We start from the raw sequence: 17,459 nt of genomic DNA, 5'->3' as shown, positions 1-17,459 counted from the left end.
ATGGCGACGGCTGTGATTAAATATGAGGAACTTGCCGGGTGCCGTATTGGCCGGCAAACGAAGAGTTGTGAACTTGTGTGTACAAGGTGTCTTCAGCGATGTTCACACAAGTTCACAGGGAAGAATTGATCGATTGGGTACATATGATGCGTGGACAGCAGCCAACATCCAGCGCTTTCCGAATTGGTGACTACCTCTACACGCCCACTCACGCCACCATCACTTACGATGGAGATGCACGGCGGCTTGAGCCACAGGTCAACAGTCTACTGAAATTACTGGTCGATCACGCCGGTCATACCGTAAGCCGCAAAACCATCAACACCCATATCTGGGCTGACCGAGTGGTAGGCGATGATGCCCTTCGGGCAATGATTCGCAAGCTGCGGGACTGCCTGGGGGATGACGCACGCAACCCCAACTATATCCGCACGGTTCCGCTGAAAGGATATGCATTGATCGCCAAGGTGGAAAAAAGACCCATAAAGCCACCAACCTCAAGGGCTAGAGCACTATGGTGTGTCGCTGGGCTCGCGACGATTGCGCTAATCGGCACTCTGTTGCTCTTTATACAGCCTGAAACGACAAAAAAGGTGGAAGTTTCTCGCCTCACGCTGATGCCAGGCTCTGAGGTGAACCCGGACTACAATCCAGCCACCAATAGACTGGTATTTGCCCACCGAGCCAACAAAGACGACTTTTTGCAGTTATATGTGAAAGACCTGCAAACGCAGCAGGTGCAGCGACTAACATGGGAAAAGGCCAATTATGCAAACGCTCATTGGTCACCAAATGGCAATCAGCTGGCTTTTACCCGGAGTACCGCTGGCAATGAGCTCGACCATTTTGTCGCAGACTATGATGTTGACCATGGTCTGATAAACCTACAATCCATTTCGTTGCCGGAGGGCAGAAAACAGTATCTTTCCGGGTGGAGTTACAATGGAAATGCCTTGTATTTCAAATCTAGCCCGGCATCGTCAACCCCTGGAATCACGCGGCTGGCACTCGAGGACTATACGCTTGAGCATGTAACCGAGCCGGGCAATAACGGCACTTTCGATTTTTTCGCACGTGAGTCGAAAGATGGTCATAAGCTAGTGGTATTGCGCAGTCTCAACCGAGACAAACAGGAACTGCTAATTCTGGATGTCGCAACAGGCGCTCTGCTACACACTCGAAATCTTAGCCAACTCTACCTGCGAGCGGCATGGTCCGAGGATGGACGGGCCGTGGTGCTATCAGGGTTTACGGGAGAACTCGCGAAGTACTTGTTGGATACAGATCGGTTTGTCACTTACTCAAGTGTTAACGGCAATACCAACCACGTCTTCCACCACTGTGGGGAAAATTGCTTTTTCATGCGGACGCATAACGGCAACTATCTCGACCTGCAGCAACAGCCATTACCATTCCACGACACTGCATTGATGGCAACGAGCCAGTTCAGCCTCCCTAACGCTGAAGATTACCCGGTAATCCATCCGTACGGGGCTGGACTCTACTTCCTATCGCGCACTGAACGAGAGCAATCGCTGCAGTTTCAATCGAGCCAAGGTGAGAGTCGCGCGATACTCGAGCTCCCGCCCACTGCGACACTTCAATCACTTCAGGTTAGCCCTGATGGCAGTCAACTGACAGGCTTGTTGGACGGCAGGATATTTTTACTTTCGGTTGACGATGGCCAAGTAAACTATTTTGGTAACGGTGTAGACACGCTCGGCCATCCGACGTGGAGCAGGGACGGCAGCAGTATTTATTTCAGCAAACTTTCATCCGGAACACCCACCCTGTACAAAGCGGCTCCGGGCGGCAAGCCGGAGCCGCTGCACAAAAATTACATTGCCATGCGAGAGGTGGATAAAGACAGTGCAATATTCATCGATGCAGACCGCCTCGCCTGGCTGCACCGATCTGGCGATAGACCTATACAGCTCGTGCAACTACCCGATGTCAGCCCCAATCGATGGCGTACTCATAACGATTGGTTGTACTACACGGATCGCACCGGGACCGATTCAGAAATCCATCGAGTTCATCTCGAATCTGGCCTGCGGGAACAGCGCACACTTGCGCGAAATCGCTTTCGGCTGAATTTTGACCTGGATTCGAATGCCCGGAAAATTGTAGTTGTGAAGTCTCTGTTAGCCGAAAGCGACTTGGTGCGAGTCATCGCTATGCCAGATACAACAAAGGCCAACATGCAGAATCAATAACTGCATATTGGCCTTGGGGAGCCCGAGCCAGGATATTTATCCCGTTCAAGCCTGCTGCTCTACCACCTGCTCAATACGACCAAAAACCGACTGGCCTTTGTCATCCAACATTTCGATGGCGATGCTGTCACCGAACTGCATAAACGGCGTGGTGGGCTTGCCGTCCTGAATGGTTTCGATCATGCGAATTTCCGCAATACAGCTGTAACCAACACCACCCTCTTTCACCGGCTTGCCCGGGCCACCGTCGAGCTTGTTGGATACGGTACCGGAGCCAATGATGGTGCCGGCACCCAGTGGACGGGTTTTCGCGGCGTGGGCGATCAACTGACCGAAGTGGAAAGTCATATCCACACCGGCATTGGGTTCACCGAACTTGTCGCCATTCAGGTGGGATACCAGCGGCAGGTGCAGCTTGCCCTGCTGCCAGGCATCGCCGAGCTGCTCCGGGGTTACACACACCGGGGAGAAGGCACTGGATGGCTTGGACTGGTAGAAGCCAAAGCCCTTACCGAGCTCGTTCGGGATCAGGCCACGCAGGGACACGTCATTTACCAGCATCACCAGCTTGATGTGTTTCAGTGCATCTTCGGGGGAAATACCCATGGGCACGTCGTCGGTGATGACGGCAATTTCCGCTTCGAAGTCGATGCCGAAGCCTTCACTCTGCGGCATTACTACCGGCGCACGAGGTGCGAGGAAGGTGTCGGAACCGCCCTGGTACATCAGTGGGTCGGTCCAGAAGCTTTCCGGCATTTCTGCATTGCGCGCCTTGCGCACCAGCTCAACGTGGTTCACATAGGCACTGCCATCGGCCCAGTGGTAGGCGCGTGGCAGGGGTGAATGGCACATGGCCTGGTCGAAGGTCTCGCCCGTGATCTCACCGCTATTCAGTTTGCTTTGCAGCGCTTCCAACTGGGTAGAAACACTTGCCCACTCATCCAGGGCGCTTTGCAATGTGGGTGCGATTTCGCTGGCATCCGCCATGCGGGTTAAGTCATCGCTCACTACGACGAGCTTGCCGTCGCGGCCACTTTTCAGGCTGGCTAACTTCACTGTGCCGTCCTCTTAATAGTTGATTGATTTAGGGGTCGAGAGCCTTGAACTCTTCTTCACCATGCATCCAGGCCGCATGTCGCGGTGCCTTTTTGGTCCGCGACCACTCTTCCAGCATATCCTCGGCGACGCGCTTCAACTCCTTGTGCATACCGGGCTTGGCGGTATTGGCAGCGAGCTCGATGCGGTGGCCGTTTGGATCAAAGAAATAGATGGATTTAAAAATCGTGTGGTCGGTGGGGCCGAGCACATCGATACCGGCATCTTCGAGCTTCTGCTTCATCGACAGTAGTTCGTCCATGCTCTCCACTTCCATCGCAATGTGCTGTACCCATTGCGGGGTATTTTCATCGCGGCCCATATCCGGGGAATTCGGCAGTTCGAAAAACGCCAGTACATTGCCCTGCCCTGCATCGAGGAACACGTGCATGTAAGGGTCAGGCGCCCCGGTGGAAGGCACCTTGTCTTCGGCGATCGCGAGCTGGAATTCCATACCGAGGAGATCGCGGTAAAACTCCACGGTCTCCTTGGCATCTTTACAGCGATAGGCCACATGGTGGATTCGTTGAATCGCCATAGCTATATATCCAAGTTATCCAGAGTGGAACCGGGGCGCTTAGGCCGCCGGCTTGTCTTCGTTACCGATCACACCACGCTCGAGCTGGTCGCGCTCGATGGATTCGAACAGCGCCTTGAAGTTACCTTCACCGAAACCTTCGTCTTCCTTGCGCTGGATAAACTCAAAGAACACCGGGCCGAGCATGTTGGCGGAGAAAATCTGCAGCAACAGGCGTGGCTGGCCGCCCTCGGTGGTGCCGTCCAGCAGAATGCCGCGAGACTTGAATTCTTCGGTGGGCTCACCATGGCCCGGCAGGCGCTCTTCCAGCATGTCGTAGTAGGTGTTCGGCGGCGCAGTCATGAACTCCATGCCGCGCGCCTTCAGGCGATCCCAGCAGGCGATCAGGTCGTCACAGGCAAAGGCGATGTGCTGGATGCCTTCGCCGTTGTACTTCATCAGGAACTCTTCGATCTGGCCACCGCCACCGGCGGCTTCTTCGTTCAGGGGGATACGGATCTTGCCGTCCGGTGCGGTCATCGCCTTGGACAGCAGACCGGTGTATTCGCCCTTAATGTCGAAGTAGCGGATTTCACGGAAGTTGAACAGGTCTTCGTAGTACTTGGCCCAGTAGTCCATACGGCCGCGGTACACGTTATGGGTGAGGTGGTCGAGGGTGTGGAAACCACAACCTTCGGGATGCTTGTCGACACCTTCCAGCCATTGGAAGTCGATGTCGTAGATGGTCTCGCCTTCTTTATAACGGTCGATCAGGTACAGGGTGGCACCACCAATGCCCTTGATCGCCGGCAGGCGCAGCTCCATAGGGCCGGTTGCAACATCGACCGGCTGGGCGCCCTTCTTGATCGCTTCGTTGTAGGCAAAGGTGGCGTCTTTAACGCGGAATGCGAGGCCACAGGCGGAGGGGCCGTGCTCACGCGCATAGTAGTCGGCGTGGCTACCGGGCTCGTAGTTGGTGATGAAGTTGATATCACCCTGGCGCCACAGCTCCACTTCTTTAGTGCGGTGGCGGGCTACCTTGGTGAAGCCCATGGCCTCGAACACGGTTTCCAGAATGCCCTTCTCAGGTGCTGTGAACTCGACGAATTCAAAGCCGTCCAGGCCCATGGGGTTCTCAAACAAATCGGCCATGTGATCCTCCGTTATACAGGATTCGTTATTAGGACCAGGGATGCGGCTTGTGGCCGCTGGGTCCACTTGGTTTCAGGTGCAACGAATTTAGTTACGCGTGTAACTAATGTCAATAGGTAGATGGGACAGCCCATCTATTGATAGATCCAGAATGGCGATTTGGGGGGGGAAATAAGTGACTAGTGGAGGGATTTCAGTCTAAATGTGCAATTGGCCACACAATGGCTGCAGATAGATCACTTATGTGCCGGGCATACAGCTGTCATTTTCCGTAAACTTTTGGCGAAAAATAGCTGAATACTTGGCTAGACGGAGTCTAATAGAGGCACTGCCAAACTTACTCAGGGTAGGAAAGTCCGCTCGCGAACAATTTTTTCGGGATTGTCTCTGACCAGCTGCCAGGCGAGTGATTCACCAACAATCTCTTCAGCAGCTTTGCGGCCTTCCGCCAGGTTTGGTGGGCGCCGAATTATATGGTGCGCGTCAGTGGCCAATACGGTGACCAAACCTTGCTTGAGAATTTGCTTCGCACGCACCTGCACTGGCATCCCAAACTGTCCCACCAGAGCACCTGCAGTAACCTGAAATAAACAACCCACATCTACGAGAGGCTTAATTCGGCCAAGATCCCGCAAAATCTCTTTGTTCCGCTCCGGGTGCGCGATCATAGCGCGTATATTTTGACGAGCCAGCCAGCCGACCAAATTCGTAATACCCGCAGGAATATGACTATGCGGCATTTCTAACAAGATGATGGGATCACCTTCCCAGTGACCGAGCGCAGGTAGCTGACCAGAAGAGGCAAGGTTGATCAGGTCCTCCGATACTCGTATCTCTGCGGCAAGGGCAAATTTCACGCCAAGATCTTCATCAGCAGGGAGCTGGTCGAGAAACTTACGAAAGGCATTACCAATTGAGTTCACCGTGTTGGGGTAACGCCCCGGGTGAATATGCGGCGTTGCCACCATATGAGTGATGCCATTTGCTGCAGCAGCACGAACCAGACGCATGCTGTGTTCGAACGTGCGAGGGCCGTCATCTATGCCCGGCAGAAAATGGTGATGGAGATCTATCATGCGAGAATACTACCGCATTTAACGCGCATAGATCGTAAAATCGAGAGTCAGGTAAAGGCTCACCTATACCAGGACCAGAACCCAGGACGAATCACCAAGGAGCGCTTCCGGATAGCGCTCCTGCCCGCCAAAATTCTGACTCTACCTAATGTGCGTAGTCCGGATAATGCCCGTAATATTGGTCTGAATAGGCTCCGCGACGCGTCATAACAACGCTATTGAGCACCACCCCTTCTGGCTTCACTCCTAAGTTAAGTAGACGTGAGATACCGGCACGGATAACACCGATTCTCGTTTCTTCGGCCCGCACGACATAAAGCACAGAACAGACTAGTCTCGAGATGACCAATACATCACTCACAGCTTGTACCGGTGGAGTGTCAATAATAATACGGTCATATTTTCCGCGGAGTTCCTTAATCAGCTTTTGGAACTGAGAGGAGCCAAGCAGTCGCTGGGGATCTTCCGGTCGAATTCCCGCGGGAATGATATCGATACCGCTTCTTTCATCTTTCACCACGCATTCATCGACGGTAAAGCGACCGGACAAAATATCCGCGAGACCCGGACGACTCGGCGCAACAGAAAACCTTCGACCAACGGAGGGCCGCCGCATATCAGCATCGATTAGCAGCACCTTTTCCAACTGACCGAGAGAGAAGGAGAGATTGGTCGATATCGTCGTTTTGCCTTCTGATGGTGCAGATGAGGTAACGCAAATTACATCAGCCTTATCATCCATTCGCGATAACACAACACCTGTACGTAAAGAGCGAATAGCCTCGGAGAATTGTGGCTGGCTGGGGTCAAAGTATGTGTACAAATCGAGCTGCTCATCCTTCTTTAGGGAAAGCTCCGGTACCATACCCAAAAGTGGCAGACCAATTTTCCGGCCCACATCCTGCGGATCGCGAATACCACTTTTCAATAAGTCCAATAAAATTACGATGCCCGCACCAAGGCCTGCACTGGCAAAAAACGCAAACAGAATAAGAAGCTGCTTTTTCGATGCGAGTGGTCGACGCGGAATTACCGCGGGGTCCGCCACGCGAGCGGCTGCAGACTCGTAGTCAGAGACCTCACGGGTCTCTTTAAACCGTGTTAGGAAGGTGTTGTAGAGCTGCCGGTTAACCTCTACTTCGCGCTTCAGTTCGTCGTAACGAATTTCTTTTTGCGCAACATTTTGCAAGCTCGATTTGGCACCTGAGAGTTCGGCCTCCAATGCGTATACCTTTTGCGCGGCCTGCTCATAATCCACTTCGATACTTGCTACCAGCTTGCGAATTTCACTTCTTAACTGTGCACGCGCACTCGCCAGCTCATCTTGTGCTGCAAGCATCGTCGGGTGTTTCGGGCCGTAACGCCGCGCCAGCTCTGTGACCCCTAGCTGGGCATTTGTCACTGACTGACTGGCTGCCTGAATCAGGGGGTGATTCAGTACCTCAGGCTGGCTCAAAAACGATTCTTCCGGCACATCCTTGGGCCGCACTTGGTTATACAACAGCCTGACGCCTTTCAGTTCGCGCTTGGCGTCCAGCAATTGCTGCATCGTCTCGTTCAACTCTTGCGAGGCCAGCCCTCTTACCCCTTGCAGATCGACGAGATCTTCTTGCTGCTGGAATTGATTCAGCGCATGCTCGGATAGCTCTAATTTGTCACGAAGACTCTCAAGGCGCTCACTCAACCAACTGGTCGCTTTTTCGGTAACATCACTGCGAACCGTCTGTTGTTCTGCAATATAGGCTCGTGCCATGGCATTAGGAATTGCGGCCGCAAGCGATGGTGAGTAGCTCTCATAGGAAAGCTTGATTAACTTGGTATTGCGAACCGGCGAAACTTCAATATTTTTCGCAATAATGTTGATGATTCGTTCACGCTGGATGCGTGCTTTTTCCACTGGATCAACGTTCTCGACAGAGGTTTCAATCCCGAGCAGAGACTTAATGTTAGATTTTAGAGAGGGCTTTGATACTTGACTAAAAATTTCGTGATTGGCCAGGTCTAAGTCATCCACCACTCGCGCCGCGATCCCACGGGAGCGCAACATCTCCACTTGCGTCATAAGAAATTCTCGACGCTGGACGCCAGCCTCGTAAACATCTCGAATAGACACAAGATTGGCCTCATTGCCACCAAGCAACAGCGTAGCCGTTGCCTGATAGCGATCACGAATATTCTGAACCGAAAGGTAAGCGACAATGGTCATCAGGATAGCAAAGGCTATGATGAACCATTTTCGCTCATATACAGCAAAAAACAGAGCGACCAGGTCAATATTACCAACCTGAGAGGACTCTCCTTCTTCCGAATTGTTCGTATACTTCTCCATAAAGATATCTAAAAGAATCCCTGTTCGATAGTGATGACATCACCCGGCTGAAGTTTTGTCGACATGTCTGCCCGGACTTTCTGATTTTCAGACATGCCCTCGCGGGTAAGAAAAATTCTTTTTTCAGACCCTCTTTCCGTCATACCCTGGGCAAGCGCAGCCGCCTTACCGACGGTTAGACCGGGCTGGTAGCTGTAACCACCGGGCGCCTGAACTTCGCCATAGATAAATACCTGCCGATACTGGGTAACCGAGACAGTTACACTCGGGTTGATCAAGTAGTCCCCTTTCAGGCCTTTCAGAATCACGTTCTCGAGTTCTGCAGGGGTAAGTCCGCTTACTTTTAACTCACCTAAAAACGGATAATTGACAACACCGGACTCTGCCAGCATCACGTCAACACTCAAATCGCTCTCACCGTAAACACGGATTGAAATACTGTCTCCTGCATCAATTCGATATTCTGGAGTAGCAGCTGACACCAGAGAAGCCTGGAATATAAAGCCAAGGAAAACAGCAATCGTTGCTTGAAACGATCCGAATAGAAACTTAAAAGTGGTGCTATGCATCATAGATCCGCCCTTCAAAGTGGAGCCTCAATACCAATAAAGTACCGGGTATTTTGCAGACTCGCAGGAACTTGTACTGTCTCATTTTTCAGGTCAACCAGCCCCATCTGTACCTGAAGCCACTCCAAAGGCTGATAACGTAGAGAAAATCGTGATCGGGAAACTACATCCGTACGCTCTATTCCTACAAATTCACCTTCAGATTTACTAAAGGAAATATCGCTGCTAAAACTTCCCGACCACTGATGCGACCACGAGAACACACGACTATCTACATCAACGAAATCGGCAGCACCAGCTGCCTCCTGGGCATTTCGACCAACAGTTATTGACAGGGTGCTGTAGGTGCGTGGGCGCCACGACGCCGTAATGTCCCAGCGCGCTCCGCTAAAGTCCGGACGCTCGTCCGCAGCAAAAGAGCGCTGCAACTCACCCATGCGAACTTGGATACTGGTTTTCGGCAGTCCGTAGGTAATACTACCCATGATGGATCGCTCTTTACTGTCTCTCGAAACGATGTCATCGACCTCGACATAGTCGAGCTTGCGATCAATGACTTGCACCCCAACAGACCATTGCTCTGTTAACGCATAGTCGCTATCCAACAAGTTATAGGTATCCGTAAAGTCGCGAGATGAATCTTCGAATTCGTTATCCTGGAAACCGTGTGTAACCTGCGTCTGCAACAATCCGTTCTGCCGACCGAGTTGTAAGGCGATATCTGCACTGGGCCGCTTTACTCTCTCTGCCTCAATCAAAATCGGCGCGAGACCGGAATCCTGCGCACGCCCCAAAGACTGCGCTACGTCAACATAACCAGCAGACACATTTACGCCCAGAAAAGATGCCGCGCGCCATTGCCAGCCTAGATCAGCGATGTAGTCTGTAAACTCTTGCCGTGTGTCATTCTGATATACACCGTGCGTACTCACCACATCCACTTCGAGGCTGGTGATATCGGTCTCGCGAGACCATCTGACCTTGGGGGTAACTCTTGTTACCCAATCATCTCGCCGGTTATCTACCGTGAGGTATACATTGTCATCATATTCCCGCTCCAGAAGTAGGCTACTTGTCACCTCAATGCCCGCGGGCAGAGTCACAGTGATGCCATGCGCATAATGCGTCAAAAAAAGTGCACAAACACCAAGCAAACATACCGCCGTGCAAGAGGCTTTCCGTCGCGGTAAATTTTTCTCGAATTGAGCAAAGCGTAAAGATTGCATTATATTCCGAGCCCTTCTTTTGAAGTGAAATGTCGCAGTAAGCAAGTCACTTAATAGGCGTTCTTATGATAAAAACCACGATATATAGTCAGAAAAACGATCCGTAAATCGAGAATGATTGACCAACGACGAATGTATTCGAGATCGTATTCCACGCGACGGCTCATCTTGTCCAGCGTATCTGTTTCTCCGCGGAAACCTTTGATTTGGGCGAGGCCTGTAATACCCGGCTTTACCTTGTGCCGCAGCATGTAACCATTCACAAGGTTGCGATACTCTTCATTGTGCGTGACGGCATGCGGCCTGGGGCCAACGATGGACATGGTGCCACGCAACACGTTGAAAAACTGCGGTAGTTCGTCGAGCGATGTGCGCCGCAAGATTCGCCCAACGGCCGTAATTCTCTGATCCCCGCTTTTGGCCTGCATGACTTTTTCACCATCGTCCATGGTTGTCATACTACGGAACTTCCAAACATAGATCGTACGTCCATCAAGACCATATCGTCTCTGTTTGAATATTACTGGCCCGGGTGACGAGCACTTAACAGCGAGGGCAATCAAGAGCATTAATGGTGAGATCGCGACAAGGATCGCGGTCGCAAGTACCAGATCCTCAAGTCTCTTAAGCCACCCGTCAAAACCTTGGATCGGTGTATCAAATACACTTAGCAGGCTGCTCCCGCCCACCTGATGCCAGCGCGCATGGAGCATTTTCGCAACAAAGAAATTTGGAAGAATATGTACGGTCGCGGTGGTATCTGAGAATTTATCCAGAATCTCACTGATGAGATCTTCTGCCCGCATCGGCAATGCAATAAATACTACATCCAATTCGCCAGCACGGCCTTTTGCAACTGCATCATCGACGCTACCCAGTACATTAAACTCGGAGTCCATAATACGGCGCGACGCTAGGTCCTGTGCTTCAGTGACCTGATAAAACCCGCTCACGCGGATACCATGCTGAGGGTTTACCGAGAGGTCTTTCGCGAGCTTGAAGCCTGAATCGGTACAGCCAATGATGACAGCATTGCGGGTATTTCTGCCGCGAACGCGAATAAAGAAGAGCAACTGACGGAGGCAAAAACGCCAGAACGCAAGGCCGAACAAGGTAAACACCAACCACGCGGCAACCGCCGGACGCAGAAAATCAGCCGCGAATGCGTTGAAAGAATACGCGATGATGATGAGGAATATACAGACCGCTACCCACGCGACCGTCACCGTACCCAGAATACGTACATACGTTTCGCCACGCCAGGATCGATACAATTCGACCGATTCAGCAATAAACGCGAAGCTAACCGACGCCAGAAGCCCGGCGATCAACCAGTCTTTGTCTGGCGTGACATTAAAGTATGCCAGACACGCATAAAGTACGCCCTGAATCAGCAATACATCGAAAAGTCGATAGAGCGCTATGATTCCACTCTGCCGACTGCGGACCCATCCTTGTTCCACGAGAACCCCCTGAGGTGAGATCAATCGATCTCCACGTTCCTTGTTATACCTGCTAATTTTCAGCAACCATGCCGAAAGCAGCAGTACGGTTGGTTGAAAGCTATCGAGAGCTTGTTACATCTCCAATCTCACCAACCTCAAATCCTTCCCTGCACAATCCGGGCCGAAATCTCGCAGGCGAATAACGAATGGTTTTTCGTCTTGCCTCCTCGCGCCACTGGATACTGCGGGGCGCGATTATCATAAAAAAATGTGATGGAACTCAACTATTCTTGTCGCAAGAATCCACGTGAAGCGTAAAAAGGCGCAAGTTGGCACAAAACACAGCAAATGAAACTGAAGTGAAATATTTAGAAGAAATACGCGCCATGCATGTTGGCACTGCCCTAAAATGATTTCCAAAACGTGCATCACGCACAATTTCGAAACACAAATTTGAGAGCGTGTAATTTTGTGTACCAGTTCTCAGAACTTTATTTGTTGACATTATTTTTCGCGCTGCCATATTAGGCGGCGCTAGTCGCAGGGTTTGCGACAGGGAAGCTATTTTCTCATTTTGGGGGGACACGGAATGTCTAGAGTCAACAGAGTTGACCATATCGCCTATGCAGTCGCATCAGGCATGATCGAAAAATGGGCCTGGTATCATATCGAGATCGAAGGCGGCAAGCTCACCAAACGGGTTGACGACGTTCGTCCCGATGACCCCGATAGCAGCATGAAGCTCTGGTGTATCGATTTCGAAAGCTTTGGTGTCGTCTTGGTCGAAGGAATCGACCGCAAGAAAAAGAGCCAGGTATCTGCATTCGCAGAGTGCCACGGTGATCACAGTGTCCAGCATATCGCTTTTGACACGACCAATCTTGAAGATTTCGTCACGCACGCCATTTCCAAGGGTGTAAACCTGCGTGGGCAACAGCTAGTCAGTAACGACGGTTTTGGTGATCTGAAACAACTGTTCGGAAAGGGCTATTCAAAGCAAAACGCGGCACTCATGTCTTTCCCGGAATATGTAGAGCGCCCAAAACAAGGGGCCAGCATGAGTACCAGTGTCCCCCAGAATACCGGCAAGAATTTCTATCAGCGCATAGAAGACGCACGCAATTCCGGGGACACCTCCACTCTAATAGACTTTTCTCTGATGCCGGAAAATTGGGCACCTGGAAAGAACCTCCCTCCCCAACGTGCGTCTGCGGCTAGCACCACGCACACAAGTGAGGAAACCGTTGAGCCAGCCTAGTAGCTGGCCAGCTGCCTTAATGTGTAGCTAAGTACTAGCTACGGACTACTGCTAATCGATTTCCGGATACAGCAAGTATCTGTGTTACTTAATGTCACACGGTGACTAGACCATTATGGAGATGATTGGCGCCTGCCAGGGATGAAATCCGTGTGGAAAAGCGTGAAGCCGAACTGACGGTACAAAACGCGAGCAATAGCCTCGATACCCAGAGTTCTGTAACTAGATCCGAGCGAGTACCCTTTAGTGAAGGCGGCATGACCGTGCCGCAGCGCATACTCGAGAACTCGCGGCTATCTCCAAACAAAACTGCAATTATCTTCGATGGCCAAGAACATACGTATCGCGAACTGATACTGGCCGCGACGCGAATCGGTGAAGTACTAAAAGCACGCGGTGTCACCCCTGGTGACCGTATCGCTGTACTTATGCAGCCGGGTTATACCTTGGTATGTGGTTTGCTCGCCATTCATTTCAGCGGCTGTACCTACGTCCCGATCGACCCAATGTTCCCGAAGACCAGAATTGAGATGATCTTCGAGGATATCGCCCCCTCCGTAATTATTTTCGATCCTAACCATTACTCAGAACCAGGTTCTACATTTGGGGCGACCTTTTCCAACCGCCTGCTAGATGTCACCCAACTTGAAGAATATGATGCACTAGGCCCTGAATTTTCCCCGCCTACAGAAATTTCGTTAGATAACGAATCCCATATATTTTTCACCTCAGGAACAACCGGCCGTCCCAAAGGCGCGGTTTCGACGCATCAAAATTTAGCACATGGAATGTTCTCATCCATCCGCTGCTTCGGGCTAAAACCCGAGATGAGCATACTATCGGTCGCAGGTGCTTCGTTCAGTATTAGCACCTTCGAGCTGCTGGCAATGCTGGCCTGCGGTGGCCACACGGTAGTCGCACGGCGCCATGACATTCTCGACATCAACCGTCTGTTCAAGTTGGCAAGCACGGTCGCGGTTTGGCACTTCGTACCAACACTACTTGCAAGAATTATTGATCACGTAGAGCGTGCCCCGGATAGGGTTGCCCAGCTATCGAATTTGAAATGCATACTCAGCGGCGGCGACAACGTGCCACCAGATCTCCTCGCAAGAATTCGCTACCTCTTGCCTGAAGTAAATCTGTACGTGAACTATGGCGCCAGTGAAACAAATTGTATGGTGACATACTGGCCGGTTGAGCAGCCGAAGCCACACAAAACGAAGATCGGCTTTCCCCAGCAAAATGTCCAGCTGAAGGTCCTGGATAGCAATCGTCGCCCGGTACCCATAGGGGAGGCTGGAGAATTATTTGTAGCAAGTCCGGGGGTCATTAAAGGCTACCTGCACAGGGAAGACCTGAACTTCGAGAAGTTTTATCGCCATGAAGGTATACGATATTTTGCTTCAGGGGATATCGTACGAGCGCATGAAGATGGCACTTTTGAGATGCTAGGACGTGAAGACTTCCAGATCCAGCTCAATGGCAACCGGATCGAGTTATTGGAAGTCGAAGCCGCTGTAAAGCGGGTAAAGGGCATAAGGAACTGTGTTGTTGCCGCGAAGCAACTGCAAAGTGAGGGAAACTCGAAAACCCTAGTCGCTTATGTAGTCATGGAACAGGGTCAGTCGCCAGACGTCAATGAAATAAAGTCATTTCTTTCCGCACAACTGCCGGCCTATATGGTCCCGTCAATGTACCTGGCGACTGAGCAGATACCGACTAATCACAACGGTAAAATTGACCGGATTAACCTGCCCGATCCTGCAGGTTGTGCAATCTTGCAGTCAAGACAACGTGAACCGCTTGTTGGTGAAGTAGAACACCAAGTTGCGAAAGTCTGGCGCGATCTTCTAAAGGTTGACAACATCCATGCACACACGGATTTTTTCGAAACCGGTGGTGATTCAATCGCTGCAGTCCGTGCCGTTGCTAGGCTGTCCGATGCGTACAGTTGCCAGTTGACCATCTCCGATATCGTAGAGAATGCCACCGTCAGAACATTGGGAAATCGAATTTCACAGCAACAATCCAATACTGACCGTAAAGAGAGCACTACCGCCCTAATCCCAGAGGGCTGTATCCCTCTAAGACAAGGGGATCCAAGTTTATCGCCGCTATTGCTAATCAACGGCGTTGTTGAATACCTCCATTTAGCCAAGTCAATAGATTCCAATCGGCCAATATATGCACTGTTTTTGCCGGAAGAGGTGGATTTGATACTCAAGGGATCCACTTCCGATGCAGTCGAAAGCACCAATTCAATTGAAGGTGTATCCCGACTATATCTATCTCTGGTAAAGAAAGTACAACCAAATGGACCCTACCTGCTGGTTGGAAAATCTTTCGGCGGCATTATCGCAATCGAAGTAAGTCGAGCCCTCGTCGAAAGCGGCGAAACCGTGGATCTCATCGGCCTATTGGATACGATTGTCCCCGACACATTCACAGCGCATAAAAAACTGTCATTCAGACTTGGCGAACACCTACGACGTACAGCGGCGGAGGGACCTGCGTATCTGCTCGGAAAGATCAGACAACGACTCTTAACCAGGAAGAGCGCTTCAGGGGATGATCGTGTATCTAATACGGATAGTGAGACAGATAACATCCGTATAAGGCACAAGACTAGAAAAACTGCCATTCTCTCAACGCGGTTAGATAGCATCGAAATGCCTCTCACCCTCATCAAGGCGAGCGATCGCAAATTCCTTTACGGTGAACGCCCACAAAAAGATCTTGGGTGGGGAAAATATGCGAAGAAACTGGTAATACATGAAGTGCCCGGCGAACACCACTCCATGCTCAATGAGGCAAACGCGCCGAACGTCGCCAGAATAATTGAAAAAATAATATAACGAGAATATCGACGCTCTTATGTAAGGCTAGGCACACGTGCTATTCAATTCCATCGAATTCATACTGGTATTCCTACCCCTCGTAATCGCGGGGTACTATATCCTTCGGAATGTCGCTATGTTCCGAGCTGCCTTGCTATGGTTATCAATTTCCTCCCTATTTTTTTACGCCTGGTGGAACCCCAAATATCTACCGCTGCTTGTTGGATCCATCCTATTCAATTTCTTTCTAGGGCAATTGCTTGCAAAACACCACCTAAGATATATTTTTCTAGTTCTAGGAATCAGCACTAATCTATGTATTATTGCACTATATAAATATCTTGGCTTCTTCGCCTCTATAGCTTCAAGTATCACTGGGGCCAGCCTAGACTTACCTGACATCATACTTCCTCTCGCGATATCGTTCTTTACTTTCCAGCAAATCGCTTATCTGGTTGACACCTTTCGCACGGGACGTGCCGAAAAACGATTCGACCGTTATCTGCTTTTTGTCACGTTCTTTCCCCAGTTAATTGCGGGGCCGATCGTGAAACACAGTGATGTCGCATCCCAATTCACACTTCTTGAATCCCGCCGAATACCACTAAATCAGGTGAGCGCTGGTCTACTGCTATTCAGTATCGGCCTTGCCAAGAAAGTGTTAATTGCAGATCAACTTGCTCCCTACGCTACACCAGTGTTTGTCTCAGCGGACCAGGGTTCGGAAATCACACTACTGGAATCATGGGGCGGACTACTCGCGTATACGTTTCAGCTCTATTTCGATTTTAGTGGCTATGCTGATATGGCGCTGGGGATTGCCAAAATGTTTGGCATAAATTTGCCAAAGAATTTTAACTCCCCATATCAGGCGACAAGTATTATTGAGTTTTGGCGCCGCTGGCATATAACACTTTCGAATTTCTTACGTGACTACTTGTATATTCCATTAGGAGGGAACCGCAAGGGATCGCGCAGCGCAAATCTGGTTACCACGATGCTACTCGGTGGTTTGTGGCATGGCGCTGGCTGGAATTTTATTATTTGGGGAGGCCTGCATGGCCTATTCTTGGTGATTAACCACCAATGGATTCGTATCCGCACGGCCATTTTCAGTCAAGTTTACGCACAGGGACACCAGTTACCTACGACGGCTGGTGTCGCGGTTTCATCCGATTCGATCAATACAAGCAATAATACAGAGCAAAGAGCCACAAGAAGTTCATCTCGGATATGGATAAGGTTTAGCAGCCTTCCCGGCATGGTAATTACATTCTTGGCGGTATGCTCGGCGTGGGCATTTTTTCGCGCAGAAACCTTACAGGGCGCCCTCTCAATCCTACAAGGATTTTATGGATTTAATGGGATTCTTCTGCCAGAAAAAATCACGCATATGGCACCAGCACTCCTCAATGATTTTTCAGAATCGAATCGCGGTGATGCATTGGGAGCATTTCCGCACTTAAAAGGTTTCTTGCTTATTGCCATTGCAATGGCAATTGCCTTTCTCACACCAAATTCAAATCAGATTTGCAACCGATGTTTTCCCGGTGATGAATCCCGCACAGCAATTGAACGACGTAGTACTTTGGCATATGCCTGGATGATATGTGCGGGTGTGGCGATCACCCTCAGCTTAAAGACGCTGGCATTCACACAGAGCAGCGAATTTTTATACTTTAATTTCTGACAAATGCGCTATCTATTCACCTTTTTTGCTGGCGTCCTTCTTTGTG

Annotated in this window: 12 protein-coding genes; 4 read left to right on the top strand and 8 right to left on the bottom strand. The window is 50.7% G+C overall.

Annotation, left to right across the window (positions count from 1 at the left end):
* The first annotated feature begins 98 nt into the window (after positions 1-98).
* Positions 99-2,216: a winged helix-turn-helix domain-containing protein gene (locus tag LCM31_RS06130; RefSeq protein ID WP_224868412.1), complete on the top strand. Its 2,118-nt coding sequence runs from the start codon at positions 99-101 to the stop codon at positions 2,214-2,216.
* 45 nt (positions 2,217-2,261) lie between these two features.
* On the opposite strand, the gene LCM31_RS06125 is transcribed toward LCM31_RS06130, so the two are convergent.
* The 8 genes from LCM31_RS06125 to LCM31_RS06090 all read right to left on the bottom strand — a co-directional run bounded on the left by LCM31_RS06125 (position 2,262) and on the right by LCM31_RS06090 (position 11,643).
* Complete coding sequence (locus tag LCM31_RS06125; RefSeq protein WP_224868409.1) at positions 2,262-3,272, bottom strand: fumarylacetoacetate hydrolase family protein; 1,011 nt, start codon at positions 3,270-3,272, stop codon at positions 2,262-2,264.
* A 28-nt stretch (positions 3,273-3,300) separates the two neighbouring features.
* A complete protein-coding gene (locus tag LCM31_RS06120; RefSeq protein ID WP_222230671.1) occupies positions 3,301-3,849 on the bottom strand; it encodes a VOC family protein in 549 nt (182 codons plus the stop codon).
* A gap of 39 nt (positions 3,850-3,888) precedes the next feature.
* Positions 3,889-4,980 (bottom strand): 4-hydroxyphenylpyruvate dioxygenase, encoded by a 1,092-nt coding sequence (gene hppD, locus LCM31_RS06115; protein WP_222247865.1) that lies wholly within the window; start codon positions 4,978-4,980, stop codon positions 3,889-3,891.
* 341 nt (positions 4,981-5,321) lie between these two features.
* Positions 5,322-6,056 carry a tyrosine-protein phosphatase gene (locus LCM31_RS06110; RefSeq protein ID WP_224868407.1) on the bottom strand — a complete coding sequence of 245 codons (735 nt, stop codon included), beginning with the start codon at positions 6,054-6,056 and terminating at the stop codon, positions 5,322-5,324.
* A gap of 145 nt (positions 6,057-6,201) precedes the next feature.
* Entirely contained in the window at positions 6,202-8,385 is a 2,184-nt protein-coding gene (locus LCM31_RS06105; protein ID WP_224868405.1) for a GumC family protein, read from the bottom strand.
* An 8-nt stretch (positions 8,386-8,393) separates the two neighbouring features.
* Positions 8,394-8,957, bottom strand: a complete 564-nt coding sequence (locus LCM31_RS06100) for a polysaccharide biosynthesis/export family protein (protein WP_224868403.1) — start codon at positions 8,955-8,957, stop codon at positions 8,394-8,396.
* Positions 8,958-8,968: 11 nt separating this feature from the next.
* The gene (locus LCM31_RS06095; RefSeq protein ID WP_224868400.1) at positions 8,969-10,180 is read right to left on the bottom strand and encodes a hypothetical protein; all 1,212 of its coding nucleotides are present in this window, start codon (positions 10,178-10,180) and stop codon (positions 8,969-8,971) included.
* A gap of 50 nt (positions 10,181-10,230) precedes the next feature.
* Positions 10,231-11,643 carry an undecaprenyl-phosphate glucose phosphotransferase gene (locus LCM31_RS06090; protein ID WP_224868398.1) on the bottom strand — a complete coding sequence of 471 codons (1,413 nt, stop codon included), beginning with the start codon at positions 11,641-11,643 and terminating at the stop codon, positions 10,231-10,233.
* 571 nt (positions 11,644-12,214) lie between these two features.
* Here LCM31_RS06090 and LCM31_RS06085 point away from each other — a divergent pair.
* The 3 genes from LCM31_RS06085 to LCM31_RS06075 all read left to right on the top strand — a co-directional run bounded on the left by LCM31_RS06085 (position 12,215) and on the right by LCM31_RS06075 (position 17,413).
* Positions 12,215-12,883, top strand: a complete 669-nt coding sequence (locus tag LCM31_RS06085) for a VOC family protein (protein ID WP_224868396.1) — start codon at positions 12,215-12,217, stop codon at positions 12,881-12,883.
* A 152-nt stretch (positions 12,884-13,035) separates the two neighbouring features.
* Positions 13,036-15,741: an AMP-binding protein gene (locus LCM31_RS06080; protein ID WP_224868394.1), complete on the top strand. Its 2,706-nt coding sequence runs from the start codon at positions 13,036-13,038 to the stop codon at positions 15,739-15,741.
* Positions 15,742-15,859: 118 nt separating this feature from the next.
* Positions 15,860-17,413 (top strand): MBOAT family O-acyltransferase, encoded by a 1,554-nt coding sequence (locus LCM31_RS06075; protein WP_224868392.1) that lies wholly within the window; start codon positions 15,860-15,862, stop codon positions 17,411-17,413.
* Positions 17,414-17,459 lie beyond the last annotated feature (46 nt).

Source organism: Microbulbifer agarilyticus, from assembly GCF_020171345.1.
Lineage (GTDB): Bacteria > Pseudomonadota > Gammaproteobacteria > Pseudomonadales > Cellvibrionaceae > Microbulbifer > Microbulbifer agarilyticus_D.
This window is presented reverse-complemented; position numbering and strand designations above follow the sequence as displayed.

What these genes read in the sequence shown, in the direction of transcription:
- LCM31_RS06100 (WP_224868403.1), bottom strand. Translation starts at nt 8,957, where the DNA reads ATGATGCATAGCACCACTTTTAAGTTTCTATTCGGATCGTTTCAAGCA.
- LCM31_RS06130 (WP_224868412.1), top strand. Translation starts at nt 99, where the DNA reads ATGTTCACACAAGTTCACAGGGAAGAATTGATCGATTGGGTACATATG.
- LCM31_RS06095 (WP_224868400.1), bottom strand. Translation starts at nt 10,180, where the DNA reads ATGCAATCTTTACGCTTTGCTCAATTCGAGAAAAATTTACCGCGACGG.
- LCM31_RS06075 (WP_224868392.1), top strand. Translation starts at nt 15,860, where the DNA reads ATGTTCCGAGCTGCCTTGCTATGGTTATCAATTTCCTCCCTATTTTTT.
- LCM31_RS06105 (WP_224868405.1), bottom strand. Translation starts at nt 8,385, where the DNA reads ATGGAGAAGTATACGAACAATTCGGAAGAAGGAGAGTCCTCTCAGGTT.
- LCM31_RS06120 (WP_222230671.1), bottom strand. Translation starts at nt 3,849, where the DNA reads ATGGCGATTCAACGAATCCACCATGTGGCCTATCGCTGTAAAGATGCC.
- LCM31_RS06085 (WP_224868396.1), top strand. Translation starts at nt 12,215, where the DNA reads ATGTCTAGAGTCAACAGAGTTGACCATATCGCCTATGCAGTCGCATCA.
- LCM31_RS06110 (WP_224868407.1), bottom strand. Translation starts at nt 6,056, where the DNA reads ATGATAGATCTCCATCACCATTTTCTGCCGGGCATAGATGACGGCCCT.
- hppD (WP_222247865.1), bottom strand. Translation starts at nt 4,980, where the DNA reads ATGGCCGATTTGTTTGAGAACCCCATGGGCCTGGACGGCTTTGAATTC.